21 protein-coding genes are annotated in these 22,931 nt (G+C 57.6%); 12 read left to right on the top strand and 9 right to left on the bottom strand.

Features of this window, described 5'->3' with window-relative positions:
• The first annotated feature begins 25 nt into the window (after positions 1 to 25).
• Positions 26 to 727: a DnaA inactivator Hda gene (locus tag AA74_RS0116195; RefSeq protein WP_166792068.1), complete on the top strand. Its 702-nt coding sequence runs from the start codon at positions 26 to 28 to the stop codon at positions 725 to 727.
• Between the two features lie 84 nt (positions 728 to 811).
• Here AA74_RS0116195 and arsC read toward each other — a convergent pair whose 3' ends face one another.
• Positions 812 to 1,168, bottom strand: a complete 357-nt coding sequence (gene arsC, locus AA74_RS0116190; protein ID WP_008501638.1) for an arsenate reductase (glutaredoxin) — start codon at positions 1,166 to 1,168, stop codon at positions 812 to 814.
• Positions 1,169 to 1,186: 18 nt separating this feature from the next.
• Positions 1,187 to 2,650, bottom strand: coding sequence for a beta-barrel assembly-enhancing protease (gene bepA, locus AA74_RS0116185; protein WP_021241809.1), 1,464 nt, complete (start codon positions 2,648 to 2,650; stop codon positions 1,187 to 1,189).
• Between the two features lie 221 nt (positions 2,651 to 2,871).
• Between bepA and AA74_RS0116180 the strand changes: the two genes are divergently transcribed.
• Positions 2,872 to 3,936 carry an AI-2E family transporter gene (locus AA74_RS0116180; protein WP_025912790.1) on the top strand — a complete coding sequence of 355 codons (1,065 nt, stop codon included), beginning with the start codon at positions 2,872 to 2,874 and terminating at the stop codon, positions 3,934 to 3,936.
• 83 nt (positions 3,937 to 4,019) lie between these two features.
• Here AA74_RS0116180 and bcp read toward each other — a convergent pair whose 3' ends face one another.
• Together bcp and AA74_RS0116170 are read right to left on the bottom strand one after the other, a co-directional pair.
• A complete protein-coding gene (gene bcp / locus AA74_RS0116175) occupies positions 4,020 to 4,490 on the bottom strand; it encodes a thioredoxin-dependent thiol peroxidase (protein WP_008501635.1) in 471 nt (156 codons plus the stop codon).
• On the bottom strand, positions 4,490 to 5,059 hold the full coding sequence (locus AA74_RS0116170; protein WP_023325845.1) for a glycine cleavage system transcriptional repressor: 570 nt from the start codon (positions 5,057 to 5,059) through the stop codon (positions 4,490 to 4,492). The genes bcp and AA74_RS0116170 overlap by 1 nt, the downstream gene beginning before the upstream one ends.
• Positions 5,060 to 5,204: 145 nt before the next feature.
• Between AA74_RS0116170 and dapA the strand changes: the two genes are divergently transcribed.
• The 6 genes from dapA to ypfH all read left to right on the top strand — a co-directional run bounded on the left by dapA (position 5,205) and on the right by ypfH (position 11,662).
• On the top strand, positions 5,205 to 6,083 hold the full coding sequence (gene dapA / locus AA74_RS0116165; protein ID WP_008501633.1) for a 4-hydroxy-tetrahydrodipicolinate synthase: 879 nt from the start codon (positions 5,205 to 5,207) through the stop codon (positions 6,081 to 6,083).
• A 16-nt stretch (positions 6,084 to 6,099) separates the two neighbouring features.
• Positions 6,100 to 7,134, top strand: a complete 1,035-nt coding sequence (gene bamC / locus AA74_RS0116160; RefSeq protein WP_008501632.1) for an outer membrane protein assembly factor BamC — start codon at positions 6,100 to 6,102, stop codon at positions 7,132 to 7,134.
• Between the two features lie 109 nt (positions 7,135 to 7,243).
• Positions 7,244 to 7,957 (top strand): phosphoribosylaminoimidazolesuccinocarboxamide synthase, encoded by a 714-nt coding sequence (purC, locus tag AA74_RS0116155; RefSeq protein ID WP_008501631.1) that lies wholly within the window; start codon positions 7,244 to 7,246, stop codon positions 7,955 to 7,957.
• Between the two features lie 120 nt (positions 7,958 to 8,077).
• Positions 8,078 to 8,947: a neutral zinc metallopeptidase gene (locus tag AA74_RS0116150; protein ID WP_025912789.1), complete on the top strand. Its 870-nt coding sequence runs from the start codon at positions 8,078 to 8,080 to the stop codon at positions 8,945 to 8,947.
• The gene (locus AA74_RS0116145) at positions 8,947 to 10,893 is read left to right on the top strand and encodes a tRNA(Met) cytidine acetyltransferase TmcA (protein ID WP_025912788.1); all 1,947 of its coding nucleotides are present in this window, start codon (positions 8,947 to 8,949) and stop codon (positions 10,891 to 10,893) included. Before AA74_RS0116150 ends, AA74_RS0116145 begins: the two co-directional genes overlap by 1 nt.
• A 73-nt stretch (positions 10,894 to 10,966) precedes the next feature.
• Positions 10,967 to 11,662 (top strand): esterase, encoded by a 696-nt coding sequence (gene ypfH, locus AA74_RS0116140; protein ID WP_025912787.1) that lies wholly within the window; start codon positions 10,967 to 10,969, stop codon positions 11,660 to 11,662.
• A gap of 39 nt (positions 11,663 to 11,701) precedes the next feature.
• Here ypfH and AA74_RS0116135 read toward each other — a convergent pair whose 3' ends face one another.
• The 3 genes from AA74_RS0116135 to AA74_RS0116125 are packed head-to-tail and all read right to left on the bottom strand — an operon-like array spanning position 11,702 to position 13,412.
• Positions 11,702 to 11,899, bottom strand: coding sequence for a YpfN family protein (locus AA74_RS0116135; protein ID WP_008501627.1), 198 nt, complete (start codon positions 11,897 to 11,899; stop codon positions 11,702 to 11,704).
• Positions 11,900 to 11,923: 24 nt separating this feature from the next.
• Positions 11,924 to 13,051, bottom strand: coding sequence for a succinyl-diaminopimelate desuccinylase (gene dapE, locus AA74_RS0116130; protein ID WP_025912786.1), 1,128 nt, complete (start codon positions 13,049 to 13,051; stop codon positions 11,924 to 11,926).
• Positions 13,052 to 13,061: 10 nt separating this feature from the next.
• Positions 13,062 to 13,412, bottom strand: coding sequence for an ArsC family reductase (locus AA74_RS0116125; protein ID WP_025912785.1), 351 nt, complete (start codon positions 13,410 to 13,412; stop codon positions 13,062 to 13,064).
• 387 nt (positions 13,413 to 13,799) lie between these two features.
• Here AA74_RS0116125 and ypfM point away from each other — a divergent pair, with 387 nt between their 5' ends.
• Positions 13,800 to 13,859: a protein YpfM gene (gene ypfM, locus AA74_RS1000000123460; RefSeq protein WP_015572204.1), complete on the top strand. Its 60-nt coding sequence runs from the start codon at positions 13,800 to 13,802 to the stop codon at positions 13,857 to 13,859.
• 109 nt (positions 13,860 to 13,968) lie between these two features.
• On the opposite strand, the gene acrD is transcribed toward ypfM, so the two are convergent.
• Positions 13,969 to 17,082, bottom strand: a complete 3,114-nt coding sequence (gene acrD, locus AA74_RS0116120; protein WP_025912784.1) for a multidrug efflux RND transporter permease AcrD — start codon at positions 17,080 to 17,082, stop codon at positions 13,969 to 13,971.
• Positions 17,083 to 17,224: 142 nt separating this feature from the next.
• On the bottom strand, positions 17,225 to 18,919 hold the full coding sequence (narQ, locus tag AA74_RS0116115; RefSeq protein ID WP_025912783.1) for a nitrate/nitrite two-component system sensor histidine kinase NarQ: 1,695 nt from the start codon (positions 18,917 to 18,919) through the stop codon (positions 17,225 to 17,227).
• A gap of 152 nt (positions 18,920 to 19,071) precedes the next feature.
• Here narQ and aegA point away from each other — a divergent pair, with 152 nt between their 5' ends.
• From aegA to AA74_RS0116100, 3 genes are all read left to right on the top strand, one after another.
• Positions 19,072 to 21,051 (top strand): formate-dependent uric acid utilization protein AegA, encoded by a 1,980-nt coding sequence (gene aegA / locus AA74_RS0116110; protein WP_025912782.1) that lies wholly within the window; start codon positions 19,072 to 19,074, stop codon positions 21,049 to 21,051.
• A 66-nt stretch (positions 21,052 to 21,117) separates the two neighbouring features.
• A complete protein-coding gene (nudK, locus tag AA74_RS0116105; RefSeq protein WP_025912781.1) occupies positions 21,118 to 21,711 on the top strand; it encodes a GDP-mannose pyrophosphatase NudK in 594 nt (197 codons plus the stop codon).
• A 101-nt stretch (positions 21,712 to 21,812) separates the two neighbouring features.
• Entirely contained in the window at positions 21,813 to 22,856 is a 1,044-nt protein-coding gene (locus AA74_RS0116100) for a DUF1176 domain-containing protein (protein ID WP_008501620.1), read from the top strand.
• Positions 22,857 to 22,931 lie beyond the last annotated feature (75 nt).

Below are 22,931 nucleotides of genomic sequence, written 5' to 3'. Positions count from 1 at the left end.
TATGTCAGATCTGGTTGAGGTACTTCTGAACGGACCGGCACAGCTCTCTCTGCCACTCTATCTCCCTGACGACGAAACGTTTGCAAGTTTCTGGCCGGGTGATAACCCCTCTTTACTGGCTGCACTGCAAAACGTGCTGCGTCAGGAACACAGCGGATACATCTATATCTGGTCACGCGAAGGTGCGGGGCGCAGCCATCTGCTGCATGCCGCCTGTGCGGAGCTTTCGGCGCGCGGTGATGCGGTAGGCTATGTGCCGCTGGATAAACGAACCTGGTTCGTGCCTGAGGTGCTGGAGGGGATGGAACATCTTTCCCTGGTCTGCATCGATAACATCGAATGCGTGGCGGGGGATGAGCCGTGGGAAATGGCGATCTTTAACCTCTACAACCGCATTCTGGAATCGGGCAAAACCCGACTGCTGATCACTGGCGATCGCCCACCACGACAGCTGAATCTGGGCCTGCCGGATCTGGCGTCTCGCCTGGACTGGGGACAAATCTACAAGCTCCAGCCGCTGTCGGATGAAGATAAGCTTCAGGCGCTACAGCTGCGTGCAAAGCAGCGTGGGTTTGAGCTGCCGGAAGACGTGGGCCGTTTCCTGCTGAAGCGGCTGGACCGCGAAATGCGCACGCTGTTCGACACGCTGGATCAGCTCGATCGTGCCTCGATTACCGCCCAGCGCAAGCTGACCATTCCGTTTGTGAAAGATATTCTGAAGCTATAGTTGTGCCGGGTGCCGGCTGCGCCTTACCCGGCCTACATATGGCACCCGTAGGCCCGGTAAGCGCAGCGCCACCGGGCGAAACCATCAGAGGATCTCGAGCACGTCTTCCGGCGGGCGTCCAATGCGCGCCTGGCCGTTCGCCACCACAATCGGGCGCTCAATCAGCTTTGGATTTTCAACCATCGCCTGTATCAGCCGATCCTCGGAGAGACGGTCGTCATTCAGGTTAAGCGACGTATACAGATCTTCTTTCTTGCGCATCAGATCCCGTGCACTGCCCATGCCCAGCATATGCAGCAGCTGGCGGAGGGTTTGCGCGTCCGGTGGGGTGTCGAGGTACAGCACCACCTCCGGCTCCACGCCGTTAGACTTCAACAGGCTCAGGGTATCGCGGCTCTTGGAGCAGCGCGGGTTGTGATAAATTTTTACGGCGTCTGTCATGACGTGAATTCTCCTTGATTACATCTTCTCGTACGGCTTGAAGCGCTGCTGCAGGCCGCGAAGCTGATCGATACGCGCGTCGTATCGGGCCTGCTGGAGGCTGCCGAGTTTGACCTGCGAGCTGGCGCTGCTGAGCGCGGAAATGGCCTGATCGAGGCGGCCCACCAGGGCAAAGCCTTCGGCACGCGCCGCGAGCTCCTGGTCGCGGTTGCCAAGCTGGGCTTCCGCCTGAGCGAGCAGATCCCAGCCGTTTTGATCGTCTTTATTGTTAAAGGTGTAACGGTTCAGGATGGTCGCCGCTTCACCCGGCTGGCCGCCCTGCAGGTAAGCGTTCGCCAGGTTAAGCTGCAGCACCGGGTTGGTGCGGACGTCTTTCGCCCCTTTCAGGCGGTTAATCGCATCGGCAGGCTTCTTCTGCCCCAGATCGATATCCGTCGACAGATCGAGGTACCACGGGTTGTTCGGGTCGGCAGCCAGAAGCGGTTGCAGCGCTTTACGCGCCTCGTCGTATTTGCTGGCTTCCATCGCCTGGAGCGCCTGACCATACTGCGCGGCGTTTTTCTCACGCACGTTGCCTTTCGCCAGGGCATCCAGCAGGTCGCTGGTGAGCTGGTTACGCCCGGAATTGTACATCCCCAGCGTTCTCACTTTCGCCATGTAGAAATCCTGCGAAGACTGGACCACGACCGGGCGCATCTGGTTGGCACGGTTACGCGCGTCCGACAGACGGCTTTCAGGCAGCGGGTGCGTGAGCAAAATTTCCGGTGGACGGGAAGAATAACGCGCCTGATCGAGCAGTTTTTCGAGGAAGCTCGGCATGGCCTGCGGGTCAAAGCCTGAGCGCTGTAACACCTGGATGCCGATACGGTCCGCTTCCTGCTCGTTTTGTTGGGTAAAGCTGATCATCCCCTGGCGCGTCCCGGCCAGCGTACCGGTCAGCGCCGCCATCCCGGCCTGCGGGCTGGCCATCGCCAGCAGAATGGAACCCAGTGCGCCCACCCAGGTGAGGGGAGCGTTACGTTTCTGGTCTTCCATCGCACGCGCCAGGTGCCGCTGGGTGACGTGCGAAATTTCGTGCGCCATGACCGAGGCCAGCTGGCTTTCGTTGTCCGAATAACGGAATAACGCCGAATGCAGCACCACGTTACCGCCAAAGAAGGCGAAGGCGTTGATTTCGTCATTATTGATTAAATAGAAATGGAAGGGGGTTTTTACCGAGTCGGCGTGCGCTACCAGGCGCATTCCCAGCCCGTTTATGTACTGTACCAGCAAAGGGTCGTTAATCAGCGGGGCGCTGCCGCGCAGCTGGCGAACATAGTAGTCGCCCATTTGCATCTCTTGCCCAATAGATAGCGTGCTTCCTGCCGTGGTGCCCATGTCCGGCAATGTATCGGACGAGTCAGCAAAAGCGGGCAACACCTGACCGACCGTCACCGCGGCAATCAGTGTTGCAACCAGTGTTTTTCTCAACTGCCTGAACATAACCACTGTCCTGTATGTTAGATGTGCTAGTTTGACCGATGAACCGGCATATCGTTCATCTCTGCTGCCCTGCGAGTGTAGCCGTGTTGTAGCATGAAGAAAATCCCATTCATCAGGCTTTTGCGGATTGCGATCGGGATACAAAAAGCGAAAGTCTTTTTTGTGACAGTTAGATACAATTCACCGTCTCACTCCCGCCATTCGATTCAGGGAAGGGTTGTATGCTCGAAATGTTAATGCAGTGGTACCGGCGTCGGTTCAGCGACCCGGAAGCCATTGCTTTGTTGGTTATTCTGGTCGCCGGGTTCGGTATCCTGTTCTTCTTCAGCGGCCTGCTCGCCCCTCTGCTGGTAGCGATTGTGCTGGCGTACCTGCTGGAGTGGCCAACGGCGCGCCTGGAAAATATTGGGTGTTCCCGCCGCTGGGCGACCAGCATCGTGCTGGTGCTGTTTGTCGGCATCCTGCTGTTGATGGCCTTTGTGGTGATGCCGGTAGCCTGGCAACAGGGAATTAACCTGATCCGCGATATGCCCGGCATGCTGAATAAGCTTTCTGATTTCGCCGCCACGCTGCCGCGCCGTTATCCTGCGCTGATGGATGCCGGGATTATCGACGCGATGGCCGAAAATATGCGCGCCCGCATCATGACGATGGGCGATTCGGTGGTGAAGTACTCTCTGGCGTCCCTGGTCGGACTGCTGACGCTGGCGGTCTACCTCGTGCTGGTGCCGCTGATGGTCTTCTTCCTGGTGAAAGATAAAGACCAGATGCTCAACGCCGTACGCCGTATTCTGCCGCGCAACCGCGGGCTGGCGGGGCAGGTCTGGGAAGAGATGAACCAGCAGATCACCAACTACATACGCGGCAAGGTGCTGGAGATGATTGTGGTGGGGGGCGCCACCTGGATTGGCTTCCTGATTTTCGGCCTGAACTACTCGCTGCTGCTGGCCGTGCTGGTCGGATTTTCGGTTTTGATCCCCTACATCGGCGCGTTTGTGGTGACCATTCCGGTGGTTGGCGTGGCGTTGTTCCAGTTTGGGCTGGGTACCGAGTTCTGGAGCTGCTTCGCGGTGTATCTGATTATTCAGGGGCTGGACGGTAACCTGCTTGTACCGGTGCTGTTCTCCGAAGCGGTGAACCTGCATCCGCTGGTGATTATCTTATCGGTGGTGATTTTCGGCGGGCTGTGGGGATTCTGGGGCGTGTTCTTCGCCATTCCGCTGGCGACGCTGATTAAAGCGGTCGTCCACGCGTGGCCGGATGTGCCGGCGGTAGAAGAGCAGTAAGTTTTGCCGGGTGGCGCTGCGCTTACCCGGCCTATTTATCCTTGTAGGTCGGGTAAGGCGAAGCCGCCACCCGACACTCACTTTCAGGCACTTTCTTTCAGCCAGTTCAACACCACGTCGTGGTGGTTGCTGGTTTTGAAGTCGTCAAACACGTGTTCAACTTTACCGTCGGCGTCAATCAGGAAGCTGATGCGGTGAATACCGTCGTAGGTTTTACCCATAAACGTCTTCTCGCCCCAGACGCCGAACTGCTCGCATACCTGATGATCTTCGTCAGAAAGCAGCGTGAAGTTCAGCAGCTCTTTTTCAGCAAATCGTGACAGCTTTTCTGGTTTATCGGTGCTGATACCCAGCACTTCCACGCCGACTTTTTTCAACTCATCCATGTTATCGCGTAAGCCGCAGGCCTGTACGGTGCAGCCGGGGGTCATGGCTTTCGGGTAGAAATAGACCAGAACACGCTGTCCCTGGAAGTCGGTCAAATTTACTTGCTCGCCGTCTTGATCCGGTAAGCTAAATTTCGGTGCGATGTCACCGGCTTTCAGTGGATTCATTACTCAACTCCATCCTGTTCGTGCTGCGAATAATTGACGACGCTTATACTGCCCTGCGCGTTTAATTCTGTACAGAGGGCTTTGAACGCTTGCTCGATATTTGACGCATCCTGTGACGCAGGACTGTGCGCGGTAATTTGAATAAAGAGCGTGGGAACCGTGCTTGCGTCGCCCGGCTGTGTGCGGGAAACGAGCTCGGCGATGTTCATCTGATGGCTGTCAAACAGCGCGGTGAAGCGCTCAATCAGATGTGGAGAATCAGGCACTTCAACCTGCACCCAGACGGTAGAAGGCATGGCCGGGCGAGGGCGCGCGGTGGTGCGCTTCATGACGATCAGCAAGTCCAGCTCGGCACCTTTCAGCGGCAGGGTCGATTCAATCAACGTGATGGCGTTCCATGTCCCTGAAAGCAACATAATGAATGTGAACTCTTCGCCGAGCATGGCCAAACGGCTGTCTTCAATATTACAGCCGCAACTGCTTACGTGGCGGGTGATGGTGTTCACGATACCCGGCCTGTCGGCACCCAGCGCAGTGATAACCAGGTAATGTTGTGATGAGGTTGTCAAACCTGTTCTTCCTTTGCATGGTTAAGTCTTCCTAAGGAAAGCATAAAAAAAACATGCATACAACCGCCTGAGGGCCTCAGGTCGCTTGCTTTTATTACAGTTCCAAACGTACCATTGAGACTCTTGTTCGCACAGAGGATGGCTCATGTTCACGGGAAGTATTGTCGCGCTTGTAACACCGATGGATGAAAAAGGTAACGTCTGCCGGTCTAGCATGAAGAAGCTGATTGATTACCATGTCGCCAATGGAACCTCGGCGATCGTTTCGGTAGGGACTACCGGTGAATCTGCAACGCTGAGCCACGACGAGCACGGCGATGTGGTTATGCTGACCCTGGAACTGGCTGACGGACGTATTCCGGTCATCGCGGGCACAGGCGCGAATGCCACCGCAGAAGCGATCAGCCTGACTAAACGTTTTAACGACAGCGGCATTGTCGGCTGTCTGACGGTGACCCCTTACTACAACCGTCCTACTCAGGAAGGTTTGTTCCAGCACTTCAAAGCCATCGCTGAACATACTGACTTGCCACAAATTCTGTATAATGTGCCGTCCCGTACCGGTTGCGATATGCTGCCGGAAACCGTTGGTCGTCTCTCGGAAGTCAAAAATATTATCGGTATTAAAGAGGCGACAGGGAACTTAAGCCGCGTTCATCAGATCAAAGAGCTGGTTTCAGACGACTTTATCCTGTTGAGCGGTGATGATGCGACCGCGCTGGACTTTATGCAGCTCGGTGGCCATGGCGTGATCTCCGTAACGGCAAACGTTGCGGCGCGCGATATGGCTGAAATGTGCAAACTGGCCGCGGCCGGTCACTTTGATGAAGCGCGTGTCATAAATCAGCGTCTGATGCCGCTGCACAATAAATTATTTGTCGAACCCAATCCGATCCCAGTGAAATGGGCATGTAAGGAGTTGGGGCTTGTAGCAACCGACACGCTGCGTCTGCCAATGACACCGATTACCGACCACGGTCGTGATATCGTCAGGGCAGCGCTGAAGCATGCCGGTTTGCTGTAAAGTTTAGGGAGATTTGATGGCTTATTCAGTACAGAAGTCGCGCCTGGCGAAGGTTGCGAGTGTTTCGCTTGTTATGCTGCTCGCTGCCTGTAGTTCAGACTCGCGCTACAAGCGCCAGGTGAGCGGTGATGAATCCTATCTGGATGCGACCCCGCTTGCTGAACTTCACGCACCGGCTGGTATGATCCTGCCGATTCAGAACGGCGATTATAATATTCCCGTGACCAACGGCAGCGGCCTGGTCGGTAAAGCGCTTGATATTCGTCCACCAGCACAGCCTCTGGCGCTGGTGAGCGGGGCGCGTACCCAGTTCACCGGTGATACGGCGTCTCTGATGGTTGAGAGCGCGCGCGGTAGCACCCTGTGGCCGCAGGTTGTCAGCGTCATTCAGGCGAAGAACTACACCATCGATAAACGCGATGATGCCAGCCAGACGTTAACCACCGACTGGATCGAATGGAACCGTCTGGATGAAGACCAGCAGTACCGCGGTCGTTATCAAGTCTCCGTTAAACCACAGGGTTATCAGCAGGCGGTTAACGTTAAGCTGTTGAACCTGGAGCAGGCGGGTAAACCGGTTGCGGATGCCGCATCCCTGCAGCGTTACAGCACCGAAATGCTGAACGTGATTGCCGCAGGCCTGGATAAAAACGCGACCGATGCTGCCAACGCCGCGCAGAGCCGCAACGGTGTGACCTTCGATGTCCAGAGCGGCGCGGATGATACCGGCCTGCCAATGCTGGTGGTGCGTGCACCGTTTAACCAGACCTGGCAGCGTCTGCCAGCGACGCTGGAAAAAGTGGGCATGAAAGTGACCGACAGCACCCGCTCAACCGGCAGCATGACGGCAACCTATAAGCCGCTCTCCGACAGCGCGTGGCAGGAACTGGGCGCGAAAGATCCTCAGCTTGCCTCCGGTGACTACAAGATTCAGGTCGGTGACCTTGATAACCGCAGTAGCCTGCAGTTTATCGATCCAAAAGGTCACACGCTGACCCAGTCGCAGAACGATGCGCTGGTCGCTGTCTTCCAGGCAGCATTCAGCAAATAAATACGAGGGCTGGTGAATCCAGCCCTTTTTATTTTCGTGCTACGCAAACGTGTGCGTGGCATAATATCCCCAGTTTTGAACACAAATCATCACACCAGGAGTAATGAAGATGCAGAAGCAAGCTGAGTTGTATCGTGGCAAAGCGAAGACCGTATACAGCACGGAAAACCCGGATCTGTTGGTGCTCGAGTTCCGCAATGATACGTCAGCAGGGGATGGCGCGCGCATTGAGCAGTTCGATCGTAAAGGCATGGTGAACAACAAGTTCAACCACTTCATTATGACCAAACTGGCCGAAGCGGGTATCCCGACTCAGATGGAAGCGTTGCTGTCCGATACGGAATGTCTGGTGAAAAAACTGGATATGGTTCCGGTTGAGTGCGTTATTCGTAACCGCGCGGCGGGCTCCCTGGTGAAGCGTCTGGGCATTGAAGAAGGTATCGAACTGAATCCACCGCTGTTCGATCTGTTCCTGAAAAACGACGCCATGCACGACCCGATGGTCAATGATTCCTACTGCGAAACCTTCGGCTGGGTGAACAAAGAGAACCTGGCGCGCATGAAAGAGCTGACCTACAAAGCCAACGACGTGCTGAAAAAATTGTTTGATGACGCGGGCCTGATCCTCGTCGACTTTAAGCTGGAGTTTGGTCTGTTCAAAGGCGAAGTGGTGCTGGGCGATGAGTTCTCACCGGACGGTAGCCGCCTGTGGGACAAAGAAACCCTGGATAAAATGGACAAAGACCGCTTCCGTCAGAGCCTGGGTGGCCTGATTGAAGCGTACGAAGCGGTTGCTCACCGTTTAGGCGTTAAGCTCGACTAACTCCCTCACTTGCCAAAGGATGTTCGCATCCTTTGGCGTCTTACCTTTGTTTCCTATGGTAATCTTGCCGTTAACCGCCTACGATCATAGCTATTATAAATGGAATAGTTAGAGGTGGTTATGCGCTGGCAAGGGCGTCGTGAAAGTGACAATGTAGAAGACAGACGCAGTGATGGCGGCGGCGGTCCTTCCATGGGCGGACCCGGCTTCCGCTTACCCAGCGGCAAGGGCGGTATCATTCTGCTGATAGTGGTGCTGGTCGCGGGCTATTACGGCGTCGATCTCACCGGGTTAATGACCGGTCAGCCGCTGCAACAGCAGCAGCATTCTCAGCGCTCCATCAGCCCGAATGAAGATGAAGCGGCCAAATTTACCTCCGTGATCCTCGCCACAACGGAAGACACCTGGGGTCAGCTGTTTGAGAAGATGGGGCGTACCTACCAGCAGCCGAAGCTGGTGATGTACCGGGGCGCAACCCGCACCGGATGCGGCACCGGACAGTCCGTGATGGGGCCGTTCTACTGCCCGGCGGACGGCACCGTCTATATCGATCTCTCCTTTTACGATGACATGAAACGCAAGCTTGGCGCTGACGGCGATTTTGCCCAGGGCTACGTGATCGCGCATGAAGTCGGCCATCACGTGCAAAAGCTGCTGGGGATTGAGCCAAAAGTGCGCCAGCTGCAGCAAAATGCGTCGCAGGCTGACGTGAACCGCCTGTCCGTTAAAATGGAGCTGCAGGCGGACTGCTTCGCGGGCGTCTGGGGCCACAGCATGCAGCAGCAGAGCGTGCTGGAATCCGGCGATCTTGAGGAGGCGCTGAATGCCGCTCAGGCGATCGGTGACGACCGTCTTCAGCAGCAGAGCCAGGGGCGCGTCGTGCCGGACAGCTTCACTCACGGTACTTCGCAGCAGCGCTACAGCTGGTTTAAACGCGGTTTCGACAGCGGCGACCCGGCGCAGTGTAATACCTTCGGCAAAGCGATGTAATGCTGGCGTTTGAACAGCTGATACGCGAGCTTGAGCGCACCGGCCATCGTCGGCTGGTGGTGCTCAGCGGTGAGGCGCAGTGGACGTTGAGTCAGGCGACTGACCTGCGTAATGCCCTGCCGGGAGACTGGCTGTGGCTGGATGACAATCCCTCAAAAACCCTCAGCGGACTGCTGGGACGCGAATACCTTCACGCCGTTTTTGACGCGCGCGCCGGGTTTGACGTCTCAGCCTTCGCCGCGCTCAGCGGGACGCTGCGCGCCGGAAGCCTCCTGGTGCTGCTGGTTCCTCCGCTTGCTGACTGGGCCGACAGGCCAGACAGCGATTCTTTGCGCTGGAGCGACAGCGCGGAGCCGATCGCCACTCCACACTTTGTGCACCACTTCTGCCGGACGCTTGCCGCCGATTCGGATGCGATTGTCTGGCAACAGCATCGTCCTTTGTCCGTTCCCGTTGCGCCGGATTTACCCGCCTGGCAGCCTGCCAGCGGCGCACCGCAGCGCGAGCAGGCGGAGATCCTCGACGCGCTTCTGACCATGCCTGCGGGCATCGCTGCCGTAACGGCACCGCGCGGGCGAGGAAAGTCAGCGCTGGCGGGGATGCTGCTCAATAGCATTCAGGGGAGTGCGGTGGTCACGGCACCGGCTAAAGGGGCAACGGATGTCATTGCGCGCTTTGCGGGCGAGCATTTCCACTTTATGGCCCCGGATGCGCTGCTGGCCTCCACGCTGCAGGCCGACTGGCTGATTGTCGATGAAGCGGCTGCCATCCCGGGCCCGCTGCTGGAGAAGCTGGTGACGCGCTTTTCGCGCGTATTATTAACCACCACGGTGCAGGGCTATGAAGGGACGGGCAGGGGATTCCTGCTGAAGTTCTGCGCCCGTTTCAGCGGACTGCGGCATTATGCCTTATCGACCCCCATTCGCTGGGCCGCCGGATGTCCGCTTGAGCGGTTCGTGGCAAATGCTCTGTTATTTGATGATGCGCTTATCGATCGCAAACCGGAAGGTGAGGTTCGTATAACGCCGCTGGCGCCGCGGATGTGGGAGAGCGACCCGGCACGCGCGGCAAGCGTTTATGAACTGCTGTGTGCTGCACACTACCGCACGTCACCACTCGATTTACGCCGGATGATGGACGCGCCCGGCCAGCACTTTGCTGTTGCAGAGACGGGGGCTGATATTGCAGGCGCGCTCTGGCTGGTGGAAGAGGGCGGGTTGTCACCGGAACTTAGCCGCGCCGTGTGGGCGGGATACCGGCGTCCACGCGGGAATCTCGTGGCGCAGTCGCTGGCGGCGCACGGCGGCTCTCCGCTCGCGGCGACGCTGAAAGGGCGACGGGTTAGCCGCATTGCGGTTCACCCCCTGCGCCAGCGGGAAGGCATCGGGCAACGGCTTATCCTTAGCGCCAGCGGGGAAGATTATCTGTCGGTGAGTTTCGGTTATACCGACGAGCTGTGGCGTTTCTGGCAGCGGTGCGGGTTTGTGCTGGTGCGGATGGGGAGCCATCGGGAAGCCAGCAGCGGCTGCTACACGGCGATGGCGCTGCTGCCGCTGAGCGAGGCCGGGCGTCGGCTGTGCGCGCAGGAACATCACCGTTTATGCCGGGATATGCGCGTCCTGTCGGCCTGGAACGGTGAAAAGATCCCGGTGGAAGACGGCTGGGAAGCTACCCTTAATAGTGATGACTGGCGGGAGCTGGCGGGGTTTGCTTTTGCCCATCGCGCGTTTTCAACCTCGGTTGCCGCGCTGACGCGGTTGTTGCTCAATGTTGATATGCCGCTTCCGGCCCTGCGGGGGAAGCTAGCAGGAAAAACGGATGAGCTCGGGCGAAAAGCGTTGCTGGCAAAGCTGCGCTCTGAAACCGCGCAAGCGCTTGAAAGTCTTGATTATCCCCGCTGCCAGCAGTTGAAGGAAGCCATTTTGCAATGGCAATTTTTTCAATGACTTCTTCAGTAAAGTGGCATGGTCATTCCCGCCGGGAGGCGTAGAATCCAGGTCATCTATTAAGGAGACCACCATGAAACATGACCATTTTGTTGTTCAAAGCCCTGACAAACCGGCTAAACAGTTACTGCTTCTGTTTCATGGGGTTGGCGATAATGCCGTCAATATGGGTCAGATTGGCAGCTGGTTTGCGCCCGTTTTCCCGGAAGCGCTGATTGTCAGCATCGGCGGCGTAGAGCCATGCGGCCCGAACGGGCGCCAGTGGTTCTCGGTTCAGGGCGTGACGGAAGAGAACCGTCAGGCGCGTATCGACGCCATCATGCCGGCCTTTATCGACGTCATCCGTTACTGGCAGCAGCAGAGCGGCGTAGGAGCCGAAGCGACCGCGCTGATTGGCTTCTCGCAGGGGTCAATCATGTCGCTGGAAAGCGTAAAGGCGCAGCCGGGTCTGGTGTCACGGGTGATCGCCTTTAACGGCCGTTTTGCGACGTTACCGACAAGCGCAACCACGCAAACCACGATCCACTTAATCCACGGCGGTGAAGACCGGGTGATTGAGCTCTCGCATGCGGTTGCTGCCCAGGAAGCGCTGATGCGTGAGGGTGGGGATGTGACGCTGGATATCGTTGACGATCTGGGCCACGCCATTGACGACCGCAGCATGCAGTTTGCGCTTGACCATCTGCGCTATACCGTACCGAAGCACTACTTTGATGAAGCGCTCAGCGGCGGTAAGCCGGATGACGATGATATTGTTGAGTTTATGTGATTCTTCCCCCTCTCCCATGGAGAGGGGGAATCGGATCGATTACTTCTTCTGATCCTTCTTCGGCCAGTCGTCGTCATCGTCCCACTTGTCGTTGAAATCACGGTGCGGGGGAAGATCCGGCTTGTTGGCGAGAAATTTTTTATGGTCGACGCGCTTAAGGTCTTTAATCACGTTCAGCAGTACGCCGACCAGAAAAACCAACACCAGAACCCACCAGTACTTTGAAAGCCAATCCATTCGCTATTCCTCTCAGAGCGTTCGTCAGGCGACGATTTGCTCCATAATACGTTGATACATACGGGCCAGCAGTTGTAAATCTGCCGCATTGACACACTCATTTATTTTATGAATGGTTGCGTTCACTGGCCCCAGTTCGACAACCTGAGCACCCATACGGGCGATAAAGCGTCCGTCTGAGGTGCCACCCGTTGTCAGCAGCTGTGGCTTAATTTCATTATAGTGCTCGATGGCGTTCACCACCGCATCCACCAGTTTACCGCGCTGCGTCAGGAACGGCTGGCCGGAAAGCCACCACTCCACGGTGTAACGCAGCTGATATTTTTCCAGCAGGTCGATAACACGCGCCTTGATCATCTCATCGGTCAGTTCCGTGCTGAAGCGGAAGTTGAACTGGACGACGTAATCCCCCGGGATCACGTTATTGCTGCCGGTCCCGGCCTTGACGTTCGCAATCTGCATGCTGGTCGGCGGGAAGAACTCGTTGCCCTTATCCCACTCAATCGCCACCAGCTCGCTCAGCATTGGCGCGGCGCGGTGGACCGGGTTATCGGCCAGATGCGGATAAGCGACGTGGCCCTGCACACCGTGAATGGTCAGGTTACAGGTCAGCGAGCCACGGCGTCCGTTTTTGACGACGTCACCCACCACTTCGGTGCTGGACGGCTCACCGACCAGGCAGTAGTCGAGACGCTCGTTGCGTGCCATCAGCGCTTCGACGACCTTCACGGTGCCGTTGTGCGCGCTGGCTTCTTCGTCGGAGGTGATCAAAAACGCGAGACGGTTTTTGTGGTTCGGATGCTGCGCCACAAAGCGCTCTGCCGCCACGACCATCGCCGCCAGAGAACCTTTCATGTCTGCCGCGCCGCGACCAAACAGCATGCCATCGCGAATGGTCGGCTCAAACGGCGGGTTAATCCAGCGATCCGCGTCACCGGCGGGAACGACGTCAGTATGCCCGGCGAAGGCCAGCGTTTCGCCCTGTCCGCGCCACGCCCAGAAGTTCTGGGTATCGCCAAAATCCATGCGTTCAACGGTAAAACCGATGGCACGCAGGCGTTCAATCATAAGAGCCTGACAACCTGCGTCGTCCGGGCTAAGGGAAGGACGGCGAATAAGCTGCTGAGTCAGCTCAATGACCGGGCATGACATAAACTACACCTCAACGAAAAAAGTCGGAATAAAGGGTTTCACTGAAACCCAGCAGCATAGGCTGCCCTGGCGCGCAGAGCAATGGGCGTTTGATAATTGCCGGCATCTCGAGCATCAGTTTTGCCGCGCTGTCGGCATCGGTGATGCTGGCGCGCAGAGAGTCGTCCAGTTTACGCCAGGTGGTGCCGCGGGTGTTCAGCAGGGCTTCCCAACCCAGCTCGTGGATAGCGCTATGCAGAAATTCTGCATCGAGCCCGTCGGCACGGTAATCGTGGAAGCGGTACTCTACACTGTTAGCGTCCAGCCAGCGGCGGGCTTTTTTGATGGTGTCGCAATTTTTAATGCCGTACATCACAACCATGGTGAATCCTTTTGATGTTCTGATAATTAAATGTTCAGTAAATTCGAAGATATATCCTTAAGTGGAATATAACACATTCAGGAATTGTCTGGATTAATACGTCTTCTTAATTCGACTCACAACTGTACGCTGAATATTCTTTCATCATTTAAGCATAGATGTCCATTAACTTTAAAAATCCAATAAACTCAGCAAATAAAATAAAACTCACCCGTTCGTAGGGTTATTTCAAAATATTGCTGGCCGTCACAAAAAATTGAGGGCTCTCCGTTCATATTTATCATATATCCCCGCAGGACGTAGGGTACAATCACAGCAATTGGTTAAATAGTCTTCACAATGATGGTACGTTTTTGTAGAATGCGCATAATAATAAGAGAGGTTGTTATGATTGAACGTGAACTGGGGAACTGGAAAGATTTTATCGAAGGCATGCTTCGTAAATGACATTCAGTAAGAATTGCAAGAGCACTAAAATAAGTAAAATAACCATAGTGTGAATTAATCACACAGTAAAAAGGCGGCCGATAAAGCCGCCTTTTTTTATTTCAACCACTTACTCAGGACGTTCCTTTAGCGGGAAGCGGCGACGCACCAGCACAAAGAACAGCGGAACGAAGTAAATGGCCAGAACGGTGGCCGAAATCATGCCGCCCATCACCCCCGTGCCGACGGCATGCTGGCTGCTGGAACCTGCGCCAGTGCTGGTCGCCATCGGAAGTACACCAAAAATAAACGCCAGTGACGTCATCAGGATTGGACGCAGGCGCTGACGGCAAGCGTGCAGCGTGGCGGCCATCAGCTCGTGGCCTTTGGCATTCATCTCGTTGGCAAACTCAACGATCAGAATGGCGTTTTTCGCCGATAGCCCAATGACGGTGAGCAGGCCCACCTGGAAGTAAACATCGTTCTCCAGGCCGCGCATCCAGGTCGCGAGCAGCGCACCGATAACCCCAAGGGGCACGACCAGCATGACCGAGAACGGGACCGACCAGCTCTCATACAGGGCGGCAAGGCAGAGGAAGACCACCAGCAGCGAGAGTGCGTAAAGGGCCGGGGCCTGCGCCCCTGAGAGACGCTCCTGGTAAGACATGGCCGTCCACTCGAGACCAAAACCGGCGGGCAGCTGTTGCACCAGTTTTTCCATGGTGTCCATGGCGGTACCGGTGCTGACGCCCGGCGCGGCTTCTCCGACGATTTCAACCGCAGAATAGCCGTTATAGCGTTCCAGGCGTGGCGATCCGCTCTCCCAGTGCGAACTGGCAAAGGCGGAGAACGGCACCATGCCGCCAGCATTATTTCTGACAAACCAGCGGTTAATATCATCCGGCAGCATGCGGAACGGCGCGGCGGACTGGACATACACTTTTTTCACGCGGCCGCGATCCATAAAGTCATTCACATAGCTCGACCCCCACGCCGTTTGCAGGGTGTCGTTGATATCGTTGATCGAGACGCCCAGCGCCTGCGCCTTACGCTGATCGATATCCACCTGAAGCTGCGGGCTGTCGTCGAGGCCGTTATGGCGAACGCGGGTCAGGCCGGGATCGTTGCCTGCCAGCGCTAACAGCTTATCGCGTGCCGCCATCAGCGCCGTGTGGCCCGCACCGGCGTGATCCTGCAGCTCCATATCGAACCCGGCGGAACTGCCCAGCCCGCTTATCGCCGGCGGACTGCTGGCAAAGACGCGCGCCTCTTTGATGTGCGCAAAGGCTTTTGTCGCACGTTCAATGATGGCAAACGAGGTGCCCGTTCGGGTATCGCGCTCGTCCCAGTCCTTCAGGCGGACAAACATGCGGGCGACGTTCTGTCCGTTTCCGCCCGGGCCGGAGCCGACGGTGGAGAAGACCGAGACAACGTTGTCTTTCTCTTTGGTAAAGAAGTACTGTTCCACTTTCTGGACCACTTTCAGCGTCTGCTGCTGCGTTGCGCCGCTCGGAAGCTGCACCGAGGTGGTGAACATCCCCCGGTCTTCCATCGGCAGGAACGAGGTGGGCAGGTGCAGGAACAGCCAGACCATGCCGCCCAGCAGCACAACGTAAATCATCATCCAGCGCAGGCTGCGGTGCAGTACGCGACCAACGGCAGATTCATACCGCGCGGCGTTGCGGTTGAACATGCGGTTAAACCAGCCGAAGAACCCTTTCTGCCCGTGATGCTCTCCTTTGTGCAGCGGTTTCAGAATGGTGGCGCACAGCGCGGGGGTGAGGATCAGCGCGACCAGCACGGAGAGCACCATCGCCGAGACGATGGTGATCGAGAACTGGCGGTAAATCGCCCCGGTGGTGCCGCCAAAGAAGGCCATCGGGATAAAGACGGCCGACAGCACCATCGCAATCCCGACCAGCGCCCCCTGAATTTGCCCCATGGACTTGCGCGTCGCCTGGCGCGGAGAGAGCCCTTCTTCGCTCATGATGCGCTCGACGTTTTCAACCACCACGATGGCATCATCCACCAGAAGGCCGATTGCCAGCACCATCGCAAACATCGTCAGGGTATTAATGCTGTACCCGAAGGCGTAGAGCACCGCAAAGGTCCCCAGCAGCACCACGGGGACGGCAATGGTGGGGATCAGCGTCGCGCGGAAGTTTTGCAGGAACAGGTACATGACCAGGAACACCAGCGCGATGGCTTCGAGCAGAGTCTTCACCACGTCTTCAATGGAGGCTTTTACGAAGGAGGTGGTTTCATAGGCGACTTTGTACTCCAGCCCGTGCGGGAAATACTGCGACAGCTCGTCCAGACGGTCTAACACCAGTTTTGCCGTCGCCATTTCGTTCGCGCCGGAGGCCAGTTTAATCCCCAGACCGGAGGCCTGATTGCCGTTAAAGCGGCTCAGGTAGTCGTATTTCTCCGCCCCCATTTCCACCGTGGCGACATCGCCGAGACGCACTTCCGACCCGTCCTGATTCACGCGCAGGGTGATATTGCGGAACTGGTCCGGCGTCTGCAGCAGGGATTGCGAATTAATGGTGGCGTTCAGGGCTTGCTTATCAACGGAAGGCGTTCCCCCCAGTTGCCCTACGGCAATCTGGGCGTTCTGGGCTTTGATAGCATCCGTCACGTCGGTTGCCGTCATCTGGTAGCTGTTCAGCTTATTGGGATCGAGCCAGATACGCATGGAGTATTGTGAGCCGTAGGCGTCGATATCCCCGACGCCGTTAATCCGGCTGATGGGATCCTGAATATTACTGGCGACGTAGTCCGCGATGTCCTGTTTATCCATCGAGCCATCTGTCGAGACAAACGCGATGGTCAATATGTTGGTATCGCCGGTTTTACGCACGGTCACGCCCTGGTTTTGCACCGCCTGGGGCAGCTTGCGCATGGCCGACTGCAGCTGGTTTTGGACCTGCTGCACCGCTTCGTCCGGGTCGGTGCCCGCCTTAAAGCTCAGGGTGACCGTCGCCTGTCCCGTGGCGCTGCTTTGCGAGGACATGTACATCAGGTTATCCAGACCCGTCATGTTCTGCTCGATAACCTGCGTCACGGTATTTTCCAGCGTCTGTGCGGACGCGCCGGGGTAGTTTGCGGTGACGCGCACGTTCGGCGGTGCCAGGTCGGGGTATTGCTCAACGGGAAGTGAAGTAATCGCCAGGACGCCTGTCAGACACAACAGGATGGCAAGCACCCAGGCAAAAATGGGGCGATCGATGAAAAAATTCGCCATGAAAGTGTGACCTCGTTTTGCTGCACGTCATTATTGTTTATTGCCCGCATAACTTTAGCGGTAAGGCCCAGGTCAAACGTGGAGAAATAAAGGAGATAGTGTAAATTATCATGCGCTTTTCCCTGCGCTTCCCTCTTTACCGTTATTTACCCGTTAACGGAGTGGGCGCCGGAAACGTCACGCTGACCAGCGTGCCGCCGTTTTGCGGCTGTGAAAAGTGCAGCACTCCTCCAAGCCGCTGCGCGCGTTCGCGCATGATGTTCAGCCCGTAATGTCCCGGCGGCTCGCTGGCTTCGCCAATCCCGATGCCGTTGTCGCGAATGCTGACGCTGTGTGTACCGTCCGCTGCAGTCACGCAGCTGACGGTGATTTCGCTCGCCTGCGCGTGCTTAATGGCGTTCAGCACGGCTTCACGAACGATCTGCAGCAAATGCACCTGCTTTTGCGCGTCCAGCGCCAGCGAGGAGAGGCGGCAGTCGAGATGCAGTTTCGCCTGCGTCTGGCTCTGCAGCCCATCGAGGGACTCCTGCAGCGCCGCGGGTAAATTCGCATGGTTCAGCGTCAGGCGGAAGGTGGTCAGCAGCTCGCGAAGCTGCTGCCAGGCGTTGTTCAGCTCGCGGGAGAAGTCGGTGATAATGGCCTGCGCTTGGGTATTTTCTTCCGGCACGGCGCGTTTGAGCAGAGCAAGCTGAATGCGCAGATACGACAGCACCTGCGCCAGCGAATCGTGCAGCTCTCGGGCAATGGTGGCGCGCTCTTCCATCAGCAGCAGCTGCTGGTAATGCTTTTGCGCCTGGTTAAAGTACAGCCCGCGCCCGAGCATGGTCGCCACGCTTCTCATCAGCGGAAGGGGGACGCTGTCCGCCTCGCTTTGCCAGCGCAGCTCGCCGTAGAGCGTGTCCTGCATCAGTACCGGCAGGTTTTGCAGAGGGATACCCTCAGCCTCCGTCCCTTCGCATAGCCGCCAGTCGTCGCTGGTGCGCAGTTCCAGATAATTCATCTGCGTATAGTCATGGACAATCTGCAGGATATGCCGGAAACAGTGGCTGTCTATCTGGCCGGTATTGAGCGCCTGCGAGCACTTGAACAGCATGTCGAGCTGCTGGTGGGCTTCGTGCAGGTGCCGCGTCTTTTCCGCAACCGAGGCCTCGAGCGAACGGTAGAGCGTATCGAGCTCGGCCGACATGTGGTTAAAGGCGCGCGAAAGCTGCCCCAGCTCGTTCGGCAGGGCACTGTCCGGCGCAGGGGTGGCAAACTCGCCGCGCTCAATGCGTTCGCTGGCCGCCACCAGGTTATTCAGCGGAAGCACCACCTGGCGACGGATGCGTCGCAGGGTAAACAGCGTCAGCAGCAGGATCCCGAGTGCGCCAGCCAGCGAGAGCAGGGTGACCGTTTGAATTTTATGTTCGGTGTAGTGCTGGAGGGCGAGCACAAAGGCATCAATGCAGCCGACAAAATCCTCAATATTGCGTTGGTACCACGCGCTGTCGCCGCGGGCGATATGCGCATCCATCTCCTGCCAGGCCACATGCAGCTGCTGATAGCGTGCTTTCACATTGTCCGGGACGTACCAGCGGTTCAGCTTCTGCAGGGCAGGCGCACCGAGCGTCTGTTGCCAGCTCTCGCGATGTGCCGAAAGGGACGGGCTGTTGCGCTGCATCTCGTAGCCCAGACGATAGCTCTGCATGCGCAGTGAGCCAGCGATGTTGATGGCTTCGGCATCGCGCTGGCTGCTGGCCAGCGTCAGCAACGCGACGGTGCTGCTGAGTACGGATAGGGCAATGATCGAAAAGAAAGCCCAGGCAAGGCTTCCGGAAACGGGTCGTTTAACGGTCACTGAACGGCTCTCTGAATAAAATTGATCTGCCACAGGTTCACTGGAAATAATTGGGCGCTTCAGGCATTTGAACATTGCCCGAACGCACCGTGATGCGTAAATACCATACTCTTATAAAGAGAAAGGTTATTGAACCAAAAACAGGTGTGGTTATGAATCGTTTTATTATGGCTAACAGCCAGCAGTGCATTGGGTGTCGCGCCTGCGAAGTCGCCTGCGTGATGGCGCACAACGGTGAGCAGCATGCCCTGAGCGAGCGCCATTTTCATCCCCGTATCACGGTCCTGAGATCCGGCGAGAAGAGCCACCCCGTGACCTGTCATCATTGCGAAAATGCACCCTGCGCGCAAAGCTGCCCGAACGGCGCCATCAGCAAATGCGATGACAGCGTACAGGTGAATCAACAAAAATGCATCGGCTGTAAGGCCTGCGCGGTGGCCTGCCCGTTTGGCACGATGGAGATTATCGTCACTCCGCTCGACAATGGCAGCGTGAAGGCCTCGGCGAATAAATGCGATCTCTGTCTGACGCGTCCACACGGCCCGGCCTGTATCGAAAATTGCCCGGCGGATGTCCTCACCCTGGCGACGCCTGCCGCGCTGGAAAACCTGGCGAAATCGCGCCGACAGCGCACGGCCTGCCTGGAGGCGCAGCCCTGGCATGGTGCCGAGGCCGTCAGCGTGGACGCGCCGCGTACTAAACTGCAGCAGATGCAAACGACCCTGCCCCGCGGCGAGCCCGACAAGCTGGCTGGCGCAGAGCGCGTGGGCCATTTTAACGAAATTTACCTGCCGTTCCGGGCCGAACAGGCCGCCCGCGAGGTGTCGCGCTGCCTGAAGTGCGGAGAGCACAGCATTTGCGAATGGACCTGCCCGCTGCACAACCACATCCCGCAGTGGATTGAGCGCCTCAACGCGGGGGATATCACCGGCGCGGCCGAGCTTTCTCATCAGACCAACTGTTTACCTGAAATTACCGGTCGCGTCTGCCCGCAGGACCGGTTATGCGAGGGAGCCTGCACGCTTCGTGACGCGGCGGGGGCCGTGACGATCGGCAACATCGAGCGCTACATCTCCGATCGGGCGCTGGCGATGGGCTGGCGGCCGGATATGTCCGCCGTCACGCCGTCAGGTAAACGTGTCGCGATTGTCGGCGCGGGGCCCGCCGGGCTGGCGTGCGCCGACGTGCTGGCGCGCCGCGGCGTGAGCGTGACGGTCTATGACCGGCATCCGGAGATCGGCGGTTTGCTGACCTTTGGCATCCCGGCATTTAAGCTCGATAAATCGCTGCTCGCCCGGCGCAGAGAGATCTTTACCGCGATGGGGATCCGCTTCGAGCTGAACTGCGAGGTGGGCCAGGACGTGTCGATGTCGCAGCTCAAGAGCGATTACGACGCCCTGTTTATTGGCGTGGGTACCTATCGTTCGATGAAGGCGGGTATCCCGAACGAGGATGCGCCAGGGGTCTACGACGCGCTGCCTTTCCTGGTGGGCAACACGCGGCATGTTATGGGGCTGGAGGCGACGGCCAGCGAGCCGTTCATCGACACCCGTGGCCTGAACGTGGTGGTGCTGGGCGGAGGCGATACCGCGATGGACTGCGTCCGCACGGCGTTACGTCACGGCGCGGCGACGGTCACCTGCGCCTATCGTCGGGATGAGGCCAACATGCCGGGCTCGAAGAAAGAGGTGCAGAACGCCAGAGAAGAGGGGGCGTCATTTGAGTTTAACGTCCAGCCGGTTGAGCTGACGCTGGATCCGAACGGTAAGGTCAACGGTATCCGGATGCTGCGTACCGCGCTCGGTGAGCCGGATGCGCAGGGGCGTCGTCGGCCCGTTCCGGTGGCGGGCAGCGAGTTTGTGATGGCCGCGGATGCAGTCATCATGGCGTTTGGCTTTAATCCGCACGCGATGCCGTGGCTGCAGGCGCAGGGTGTCGAAACGGATGACTGGGGGCGGATCGTGGCCTCGGTCGAGAGCCGCTACCGTTATCAAACAACCAACCCGCAGATCTTCGCCGGGGGCGATGCGGTACGCGGCGCGGATCTGGTCGTCACCGCGATGGCGGAAGGGCGTCATGCCGCGCAGGGGATACTCGACTGGCTGGGAGTGGATGTACCACAACATCATTAATCCGGCGGACGACAAAGCGGGATTCACGGCGTAGTATAGGACGACTCATTGTGCCGTGGAGCCCGTATGACCCTGAAAATTGACGTTATCAAAGACAAAATTCTCTCTGAAAACTACTTTGTCCTGCGTAACATCACCTATGATCTTACACGTAACAACGGTGAAGTGATCCGCCACAAGCGCGAGGTCTATGACCGTGGTAACGGAGCAACCATTCTGCTCTATAACCGTGAAAAGCAGAGCGTGGTGCTGATCCGTCAGTTCAGGGTGGCAACATGGGTCAATGGCAATCCTGACGGACGTCTGATTGAAACCTGCGCGGGCCTGCTCGATGACGATGAGCCGGAAGTCTGCATCCGCAAAGAGGCCGTCGAAGAGACCGGCTTTGAAGTGGGCGAGGTCAAAAAGGTCTTCGAGCTGTACATGTCCCCGGGCGGTGTGACGGAAATTGTCCATTTCTTCATTGCTGAATACAGCGACGCACAGCGCACGCACCGGGGCGGTGGCGTAGAGGATGAAGATATCGACGTGCTGGAGCTTCCTTTTGCCCGAGCGCTGGAGATGGTGCGTTCAGGCGAAATCAGGGATGGTAAAGCGGTGATATTGCTGCAGTATTTACAGACAACCGGGCTGATGAATACCCCTTTCGAACGGATATAGCCTGTTTTTCAGGTATATCTGATAAATCCGATTGAGCAACCCCGGCGGGAACACGAAGATACTGCCCTGTTATGCGTTTTCGTTCCGGGATTGTGTCATTCATGCGCTACAGCGTCTTTTTATTTTCCCTGTTTTGTGTGCTCCTCGCGCCGCAGGTGCGGGCTGCACCCGCGCAGCAAGCCTTCTCTGACTGGCAGGTGACCTGCAATAACCAGAACTTTTGCCTTGCCCGCAACACGGGCGAACACCGCGGTCTGGTCATGACGCTCACCCGGAGCGCCGGGGCGAAAACGGATGCCACGCTGCGTATCGATCTCGGCGGTCTTGATACTCCCTCCGTGAAAGAGCCGGATATTGCCCCGCGGCTGCTGCTGGATAATGTTCCCCTGAAGCTCGACAAACAGCGCTGGCAGCTCACCCCCTGGCATCTGAAAACGGACGATGCGGCCACCATCACCGCCTTTCTGAAAAACATCCAGGAAGGAAAAGCCCTGACTCTGCGAGGCGGTAAGCAGGTGATTTCACTGGCCGGTCTGAAAGCCGCGCTGCTGTTCATTGATGCCCAGCAAAAGCGCGTTGGCAGCGAAACCGCGTGGATCAAGAAAGGTGACGATCCGCCGTTAAGCGTGCCGCCCGCACCTGCCCTGAAAAAGGTGGCGATCGTTAATCCTACCCCAACACCGCTTTCCCACGCTGAACTGAACGATCTGCTGGATTATGGTACCGGCAGGATGAACAGCAGCCAGTGCTCGCTGGATCCTAACCGTCGCGAAGTGCGCGTCACCGCGTTAACCGATGACAAAGCGCTGCTGATCGTCAGCTGCGAGGCGGGGGCCTATAACACGGTCGATCTGGCGTGGCTGGTGTCACGTAAAAAACCGTTCTCTGCCCGCAGCGTGAGGCTGCGTCTGCCGTTTACGCCGTCAAGCGACAGCAGCGAAATCGAGTTGATGAACGCCAGCTTTGATGAAAAGACGCGTGAGCTGACCACGCTCTCGCTGGGGCGCGGTATGGGGGATTGTGGGATCCAGACGCGCTGGCGGTTTGACGGCCAGCGTTTCCGCCTGGTGCGTTATGCCGAAGAGCCGAGCTGCGATAACTGGAATGGGCCAGACGCCTGGCCCACGCTGTGGATCACGCGGTAGCTTTTTGCCGGGTGGCGCTGTCGCTTACCCGGCCTACGGTTTGGTGGTTTTGTAGGCCGGGTAAGGCGTAGCCGC

This window comes from Enterobacter sp. 5-4, from assembly GCF_000612205.1.
Classification (GTDB): domain Bacteria; phylum Pseudomonadota; class Gammaproteobacteria; order Enterobacterales; family Enterobacteriaceae; genus Enterobacter; species Enterobacter roggenkampii.
Note: the sequence above shows the minus strand (reverse complement) of the source record. Positions and strands in the feature narration are given on the sequence as shown.